Raw genomic sequence first — 7,081 nt, 5'->3', positions numbered from 1 at the left:
GTCAGATAGGACTTTTTGATTCTTCTCTACGCATTGTGGGTATATATAAAGAAGTTATCCTGCGCCTTAAAGTCTTCTTTCCACTACAGTAGTAAGTGTGATGCAGATTGGGGATATCTATAACTCTCTAAATATCTCGAAAAAGTCATTAACAAAATAATATATTGTAGCTAACCTAAATACTTATCTAAGCTAGGTTTCTCTCCTTAGGTTTCTCCCATAGGTTTTTAACTAAAAAATCTAACTCAAATCTTTAAGTTCGTAGACAAACAACGTTGTTTGTTCATGCGAAAAATTTGCTTTTGTTTAAATTGTTTAAATATTTTTTACGATTTGAAATATGTTTAATAAGAACAAAAACATTCTTAGTATTAAAGGTCATGAAGGGACTTTTCATTTAGCATTAAATGATAATTATGGTGAATTACCATGACCCCACATAGTGATACTTTAAAATTTGGAGATTATGGAGCCAAAGATTATTGGAAGAATAAAATTAACAGTTGGACAGGTAGCGGTTTTTTAAAAGAAGATAATCATATAAGTGAAAAGGTGAATTGTTAATTGGTCTCAATAAAGGACTCAATAGATAAAAGGGGATAAAGATGACAGATCTCTCTAAGCTAAATCTACCTCAAAAGGATAAGGCTTTGCTTGAAAGTATGGGTTTCGATAGCTTAGAGAAGATTGCCGTTTCCTACAGTATCATCTGGTATTAGTTTAATAATTGTCTGTATAACATTCTCCTTCCTCTTATATACTTGCCACTTAAGATTCTCGAATACATCTTGATTAACACGACCTTTTAGCTTCTCAAGTATTATGTAATCTTCTATCACTTGAGAGATCAACATGTCTATCAATTCATGCTTTATAGTTCTTCGAGCCTCATCTATTTCTTTCTCATATACATAAACTATATTGTCATTAACCTCGCCCGATAGATTAACACTATCATTCGGTAACCATTTAAGCTTTAACTTCTTCATATTTAATGCACGCTTCGCATTTGTGAAGAATTTAACGAGCTCAACTTTACCCTCCAATTACACCACCCTCCTTACCACTATCTTTCCTGAAGGTAGTATTGTTTGAATATCCCATCCATCAGCGAGATAATCTTCGAGCTCATCTTCACTCACGATCTTTTTTGGATCACTATTTTCCTTGGCTTTGAATATCTCTATCTTCGTTGGCTCTATACCAAGTTCTTTACATATTACCCTCACGATAGACTCATCTTCACTATAGCCTGACTCCTTCATCTTTGCAACCCTTACCTCCATATCATTAATACCAAGCTTTTGAATCAAATAACTCCTAACATTCGGCTTTGATAAATCTAATACACCACTCTCTACCATGGTTCTAAGTGTGGTGAATTCTGGATCCTCCTTACTAGGTCTCTCGACCGTCTCAAGGTATTGTTCACATCTTTTGTAAGCTGCTCTCATCTCTTCTATCATATCTGGAGGTAATCTTCCCTTATTCGTTGAATATCTTGCTTCAATATCTCCCTTATGACCCATGAAGAATTGTCTCCATGGATGTGAAATCAGTCCTTTTGCCTCAGCTATATCGAATGCTGTATCACAGTATGATCGAAGCACGTAAGGCCTCCAATCGAAGCCAGCACTTTTGATCGCCTTCTTCACTTCCCATGTAACTTTCGTTGTACGTAAGAAACTCAGCTTACTAGGCCTCTCATGACCCACAAGTGCACTATCACTGTTCAACTCTTCACCCCTCCTTAACCTCAACTCAAGATACTCTTTTACGTACTTGCAGCCTTCTTGAGGTAAAAAGGTGAAGTATTGGTGCCTCGCTTTACTTAATGTCTTTCTTACAATAATCATTGCAGGAATCTTTTCAAAGATCACTTTCCCATTCTCAATCTTAAGCTCAGGCAGATCTCTCAACCTGATACCATCAGTACCTAGATAATTCCCTATACTTTCAGGTCTGATTCCAGAGAATGCCATGAGTGTAGCTATTACTCTTGCTCTTGCATCACAATGCCTCAATATCGTTCCAAGCTCTTCCTTACTTGGAACTCTCTCCTCCACATAATCTTCAACTGGTAACCTGATCTTCCTATCAAACCTTAAGCCAAAATGAGCGAGCCATGACTTGATCGTTATGAGATTGTTTCTCACTTGTGCAGGCTTCTCTCTTTTAAGAGAAGAATCTACAAAGTCCAATATGAATCTATCGAAGCCTTCAGGATCAGCCCTCTTTAACTCTATGAGTGAATTAGGAGTATGACCAGTAGCTTCACAAAAACGTCCTAACCTCCTCAACCTCTCCTCAGCAGTAATCACACTACCTCTAGCGAGGTTATTATACCACCTGCGAACATCCGGATCATTTAACAGATGCTTATGTTTTGACCTTGCCAACACTTTTAGCTAAGCTATCTGTTGTATTTAAACTTAATTAAAGGTGCGGTCGCCGGGATTTGAACCCGGGATCACCAGCTTGGAAGGCCTCCATGCCGTTTTGGCTTGATGTCCTAGACCAGACTAGACGACGACCGCACCTCTTCTCGACCCCTTCAGGGATTACAAACATCTTAAAATTACTTATAAGGGATATTAAAGTTTAATCGATGTCGTTTTCAAACTCTCTTCTACATATTAGGCTCTCTTTCATAATTCTTTACGAGGGTTCAATCATTGGTGTCTCCTCTTCTATAAAGTATGGGTGAATTTGAAGATGAAGATGAAGGAGCAGATATGTATTAAGCTACAAAGGACAAACCATCAAAGAATCTATATAAAGAATCAGATCAGTTCAATTTTAACCAATTTAATCTATTTAATCTATTTAACCGATCGTTAGGTGCATTGCTATGTAACCTAGATTAAGAAAGCTCCACACATGCTCCGCTACATAGATCATCGATAAGGTAAACCTTCGCCTTGTAAAGGTCGGAATGTGGTGCCAACCGAGGTAGCGGAATCGATGGCCCCACCTTTTCATCATCAAAAACTCGATAGGGGTGATCACTATTACAACTATCGTAGTAATTATAAGCCAGGTCGTTATGGGTATTTCAATATACCTTGCCGATGCGCCCAGAGCGAGGTAGAGGAACGAATTCTCCAGTACGATCCCTAACTTCTTCCATCCCCTTACGTCCGGGAAATCCTTTGAGGAGTATAGGAGGTATAGAAAGTATCCCACTATAGGTATGAAGGTGTACCACTTTACCACCTTCCAAAAGTCATCTGTAGCCAAAAACTTCAATATCAAGTAGAGTTTTAGGAAGTATTTAGCTGTTGTAGAATTTAGCCAGCTTCAGAAATTCAGAAGGTTAAAAGAGTGCTTTTATGAATAAGGGTTGAGGATGGTCTAAAGACCGATCGTGTAATGTGAAGGGAGTTATCAAGCTATAGATTTAATTTGATACGCCGACCTGTTTCTCATATTCATAAATGATACGTGCTATGACTGTATGTGCTTCGAGGGATAATCTATGTATAGAGTAGAGGCGGTCAAAGTGTGAAGATATATGAGTAGAGAAGTGGCCTCTTGGAAAGCCTCCAACCACTACCGCAGAACCCTCTTTTAAAGAGAGTTCTTTAGCAACCTTTTGGCAATTGGACTCTTCACCGATTCTCGATAAACCTATGACTAAAGGTGGTTTGATTTGAGCCAGGAGCTCTGAAAAGCTCATACGCTCCATTTCGAGTAAAATTTCACTATTCGATTTTATTCTTCTCTGCTTAAAGAGCTGCTCCATCAGACCCTCAAAACGAAAGTACGATTTCGGTAGACGGACCTTTGTACCGATTCGAATCACTACATCATTTATCGTATGAACGTAGACCTTCAATAACCCTAGTAGGTATAGTGGTGTGCTACACGCTTCGAGTAGAGAAAAGTGGACCAGGTCTGGCCTCCCCCTCTTCATCGAATTCTCTAACTTTAGCATAGCTGAGTGATGGTAGCTACGATCCAAGAGGATCTCTCCGGGCTTCTTCCCCTTCTTTGCAGCATGCTTCTTCACAGCGGGATGGTTCCATAACGATTCAGGCACGGTTTCTAAAGCCGCTTCTACAATCAGTAGATTGAGCATGCCATTACTTAATACATGTGATGAATTTAAAAACGATGAGCTGGTGATTCGCTGATTCGTGAAGTTTTTATCATTCACCATCTATCAACCATTTTGTGAAGTCTCTTCGAGCAAGATGGAGGGAATTGGCGAGGCAGAGGGTTGATATCTTGCTAGAGAATGCGATAAAGAATGCTACAATCGATATGAATCTGGCCCAAAGGCAGGCACAGATCGCAAGGCGCATCTGTATGAAATATAACCTTCGACTCCCCTATGAAAAGAGGCAACTCTTCTGTAGAGGGTGTAAAAGGTTCATAATACCTGGTTTAAATGCAAGGGTTAGGTTGAGTAGAAAGATAAAGGCAGTGGTCATCACGTGCATGGAGTGTGGGCATGTGTATCACAAAATTCTCTCGACTTGATTAAGGGATTAAGCTTTGCATATATCATCATATCATCAAAGTTTATAAAACCTAAATAGGTGTAATTATTGGTATCAGACGTTGAGTAAACATGCCTACAGTGTATGATGTCCCTCAAGATATATTGATCAAGAGGTTGGCTGAACAGTTAAAGAAGATGCCGCAGATCAAGCCTCCAGCATGGGCTGCCTTCGTCAAGACTGGGTCACATGCCGAACGCCCCCCTCAGGATAAAGATTGGTGGTATGTTAGGTGCGCATCACTTCTACGTAAATTGTACATCCATGGACCACTGGGATTGAACGATCTGCGCTCGATGTACGGAGGTAGGGTGCGTAGAGGTTTGGCACCCGCTCACCATAGGGATGCTGGCGGCTCATCGATTAGGAAGGCCTTACAACAACTGGAGGCTGTAGGTTTGGTGGCGAAGATCGAAGGAAAAGGGCGTGTATTAACGAATCTGGGAAGGAAGAAACTTGATAAGCTCGCGACTGAAATATTTAAAGAATTGGTGAAGGAGAATCCTTCTTTAGCAAGGTATGCTTAAAGGTGTTAAAGATGGCTGAAGATTATGAAAAAGAATTGGCAGCTTCGCTTCAAGAGCGTAAAAAGCAATTGATACGTTTGAATCTATTACGAATCGCACTTACACCAGAAGCCCGTCAAAGGCTTACCAACGTTAAGATGGTGAGGCCCGATGTTGCGACGATGATCGAAAATCATATCATTCAACTCGTTACTTCTGGCAAGCTCCAAAGACCTATTACAGATGATGAATTGAAGCAGATATTGGCAAGTTTACAACAACCAAAAAGAGAGTTTAAGATCAGGTGGGCGTAAATTTGGCCAAGAACAAACCTTCGGGTGTAAAGAATAGGCTCTATAGCAAGGTAAAACAGAATACTCCAGTCCCCACCTGGGTCATCGTAAAGACCCGTAGAAGGGTTCGTACAAATCCGAAGAGAAGGATGTGGAGAAGAGATAAGTTAAAGATTAAATGATAAGTTATGGTGTAGGGTGAGCTGAATGTCGAAAGAAGAAGAGGAGATTTCACGTATCTATGTAATACCTTTAAGGAGGGCCTGGTTAGCACCCAAGCATAGAAGAGCGATAAGAGCGATCAATCTGGTGAAAGAGTTTGCAGAGAGGCATATGAAAGGTTCTGAGGTGAAGATCGATACCTCTCTAAATGAATTGATCTGGAGTAGAGGTATAAAGAACCCTCCTCGAAAGATTACGGTGAAGATGGTGAAGGATAAAGATGGAGTGGTTACTGTGAGTCTACCCTCAGAGAAGGCTTGATTTCCTGAGTTAAAGTAGCATTAAAATTTATAAAATTTAGATCAATCACAACCCTCATAGGCTCTTCAATAAATAAAAACTCAAATTTTTCCTCAATTGAATATTTATATCTTGTGAACCTTTTATTAACATGGATCGACTAAGGGCCCGTAGCCTAGCATGGATAGGGCGTCGAAGATGAATCTTGCGCAAGCCTTCGGAGCCGAAGGTCCTGGGTTCGAATCCCAGCGGGCCCACTTAAACAGCAATATCCAATTAGCGTAGAGATTACAAAGAGATTACAAACGATCAGAGAATCATGTAATCACTCCTTAAAATCGCTCTTTAAATACTCTTAAATAGTTTGGTTTAAAAGATTTTAGATTAGCTTGAAAAGCCATTTGATGGAGTTACCAAGAAAGATCCTCATCGGTCATGGAGTCTTGAGTGAATTCGGTGAATTCTTAAGGAATTTAGACTTGAATGGGAAGGTCCTGATCGTTTCTGGTGAGCATGTGAAAGAGATAGCGGGCGATCGGGTCGAGGATTCGCTTATAAGTTGTGGTTTTGACCTTTCTTGGTACTGTGTAAAAGAGGCTACGATCGATGAAGTGAATCGAGTTGAGGAATTCGCTAAGGGTAAAGGGATAGATATCATCGTAGGTCTGGGCGGGGGGAAATCGATCGATGTAGCGAAGCTCAGCGCATCGAATATGAACCTCCCCTTCGTGAGTGTACCTACAAGTGCCTCCCATGATGGAATTTCTAGCCCGTTCGCTTCCATCAAAGGTTTAAACCGTCCCTATTCAATAATCTCACGACCTCCCATAGGCATACTGGGAGATATAGAGATTATTAAAAATGCTCCGAGGAGGCTTTTGGCCAGTGGTTGTGGCGATCTAATATCGAAGATTACAGCTGTAAAGGATTGGGAGTTGGCAAGAGATTTAAGAGGGGAATACTTCGGTAAATACTCTGCAAGTTTGGCTAGGATGAGTGCAGATATTGTGATAAAGGAGTCTGAAAGTATAGGTAAGGGTTCGGATGAGTCGATAAGGGATGTTGTGGAGGCTCTGATCAGCGCGGGTGTTGCAGCTGGGATAGCTGGTAGTAGTAGGCCCTGTAGTGGTTCTGAGCACCTATTTAGCCACGCCCTATCTATTATAGCACCGAACTGCGGCCTCCACGGAGAAAAGTGCGGTATTGGTACGATCATGATGGCCAAGCTTCATGAAATGGATTGGGAAATTGTGAGGAAATCACTTTTAAATGTTCATGCGCCTACGAGTGCGGTAGAGATAGGTGTGAGTGAGGA

11 protein-coding genes and 2 tRNA genes are annotated in these 7,081 nt (G+C 40.7%); 8 read left to right on the top strand and 5 right to left on the bottom strand.

Annotated features, from left to right (window positions below):
• Positions 1 to 429 precede the first annotated feature (429 nt).
• Positions 430 to 564 (top strand): hypothetical protein, encoded by a 135-nt coding sequence (locus tag NZ896_06255; protein MCS7117051.1) that lies wholly within the window; start codon positions 430 to 432, stop codon positions 562 to 564.
• Between the two features lie 113 nt (positions 565 to 677).
• Here the strand turns inward: NZ896_06255 and NZ896_06250 are convergent, their stop codons facing one another.
• The 5 genes from NZ896_06250 to NZ896_06230 form a co-directional block, all read right to left on the bottom strand.
• A complete protein-coding gene (locus NZ896_06250; protein MCS7117050.1) occupies positions 678 to 1,046 on the bottom strand; it encodes a hypothetical protein in 369 nt (122 codons plus the stop codon).
• Positions 1,047 to 2,399 carry a hypothetical protein gene (locus NZ896_06245; GenBank protein MCS7117049.1) on the bottom strand — a complete coding sequence of 451 codons (1,353 nt, stop codon included), beginning with the start codon at positions 2,397 to 2,399 and terminating at the stop codon, positions 1,047 to 1,049.
• A gap of 44 nt (positions 2,400 to 2,443) precedes the next feature.
• Positions 2,444 to 2,537, bottom strand: a tRNA-Gly gene (locus tag NZ896_06240).
• Positions 2,538 to 2,826: 289 nt separating this feature from the next.
• Positions 2,827 to 3,240: a hypothetical protein gene (locus NZ896_06235; protein MCS7117048.1), complete on the bottom strand. Its 414-nt coding sequence runs from the start codon at positions 3,238 to 3,240 to the stop codon at positions 2,827 to 2,829.
• A gap of 160 nt (positions 3,241 to 3,400) precedes the next feature.
• Positions 3,401 to 4,162 carry a ribosome biogenesis protein gene (locus tag NZ896_06230; GenBank protein ID MCS7117047.1) on the bottom strand — a complete coding sequence of 254 codons (762 nt, stop codon included), beginning with the start codon at positions 4,160 to 4,162 and terminating at the stop codon, positions 3,401 to 3,403.
• Positions 4,163 to 4,176: 14 nt separating this feature from the next.
• Here NZ896_06230 and NZ896_06225 point away from each other — a divergent pair, with 14 nt between their 5' ends.
• The 7 genes from NZ896_06225 to NZ896_06195 form a co-directional block, all read left to right on the top strand.
• Positions 4,177 to 4,485, top strand: a complete 309-nt coding sequence (locus NZ896_06225) for an RNase P subunit (protein ID MCS7117046.1) — start codon at positions 4,177 to 4,179, stop codon at positions 4,483 to 4,485.
• Positions 4,486 to 4,576: 91 nt separating this feature from the next.
• On the top strand, positions 4,577 to 5,032 hold the full coding sequence (locus NZ896_06220) for a 30S ribosomal protein S19e (GenBank protein ID MCS7117045.1): 456 nt from the start codon (positions 4,577 to 4,579) through the stop codon (positions 5,030 to 5,032).
• 11 nt (positions 5,033 to 5,043) lie between these two features.
• Positions 5,044 to 5,325: a DNA-binding protein gene (locus tag NZ896_06215; GenBank protein MCS7117044.1), complete on the top strand. Its 282-nt coding sequence runs from the start codon at positions 5,044 to 5,046 to the stop codon at positions 5,323 to 5,325.
• Between the two features lie 2 nt (positions 5,326 to 5,327).
• Positions 5,328 to 5,486, top strand: coding sequence for a 50S ribosomal protein L39e (locus tag NZ896_06210; GenBank protein ID MCS7117043.1), 159 nt, complete (start codon positions 5,328 to 5,330; stop codon positions 5,484 to 5,486).
• Between the two features lie 25 nt (positions 5,487 to 5,511).
• Positions 5,512 to 5,787 (top strand): 50S ribosomal protein L31e, encoded by a 276-nt coding sequence (locus NZ896_06205; protein MCS7117042.1) that lies wholly within the window; start codon positions 5,512 to 5,514, stop codon positions 5,785 to 5,787.
• Positions 5,788 to 5,930: 143 nt separating this feature from the next.
• Positions 5,931 to 6,023 (top strand) — tRNA-Arg (locus NZ896_06200).
• 147 nt (positions 6,024 to 6,170) lie between these two features.
• Positions 6,171 to 7,081, top strand: a 911-nt coding sequence (locus NZ896_06195; GenBank protein ID MCS7117041.1) for a sn-glycerol-1-phosphate dehydrogenase, incomplete at its 3' end; no start/stop codon positions are given.

Source organism: Nitrososphaerales archaeon, assembly GCA_025058425.1.
GTDB lineage: Archaea > Thermoproteota > Nitrososphaeria > Nitrososphaerales > JANXEG01 > JANXEG01.
This window is presented reverse-complemented; position numbering and strand designations above follow the sequence as displayed.

What these genes read in the sequence shown, in the direction of transcription:
- NZ896_06255 (MCS7117051.1), top strand. Translation starts at nt 430, where the DNA reads ATGACCCCACATAGTGATACTTTAAAATTTGGAGATTATGGAGCCAAA.
- NZ896_06230 (MCS7117047.1), bottom strand. Translation starts at nt 4,162, where the DNA reads ATGGTGAATGATAAAAACTTCACGAATCAGCGAATCACCAGCTCATCG.
- NZ896_06220 (MCS7117045.1), top strand. Translation starts at nt 4,577, where the DNA reads ATGCCTACAGTGTATGATGTCCCTCAAGATATATTGATCAAGAGGTTG.
- NZ896_06215 (MCS7117044.1), top strand. Translation starts at nt 5,044, where the DNA reads ATGGCTGAAGATTATGAAAAAGAATTGGCAGCTTCGCTTCAAGAGCGT.
- NZ896_06205 (MCS7117042.1), top strand. Translation starts at nt 5,512, where the DNA reads ATGTCGAAAGAAGAAGAGGAGATTTCACGTATCTATGTAATACCTTTA.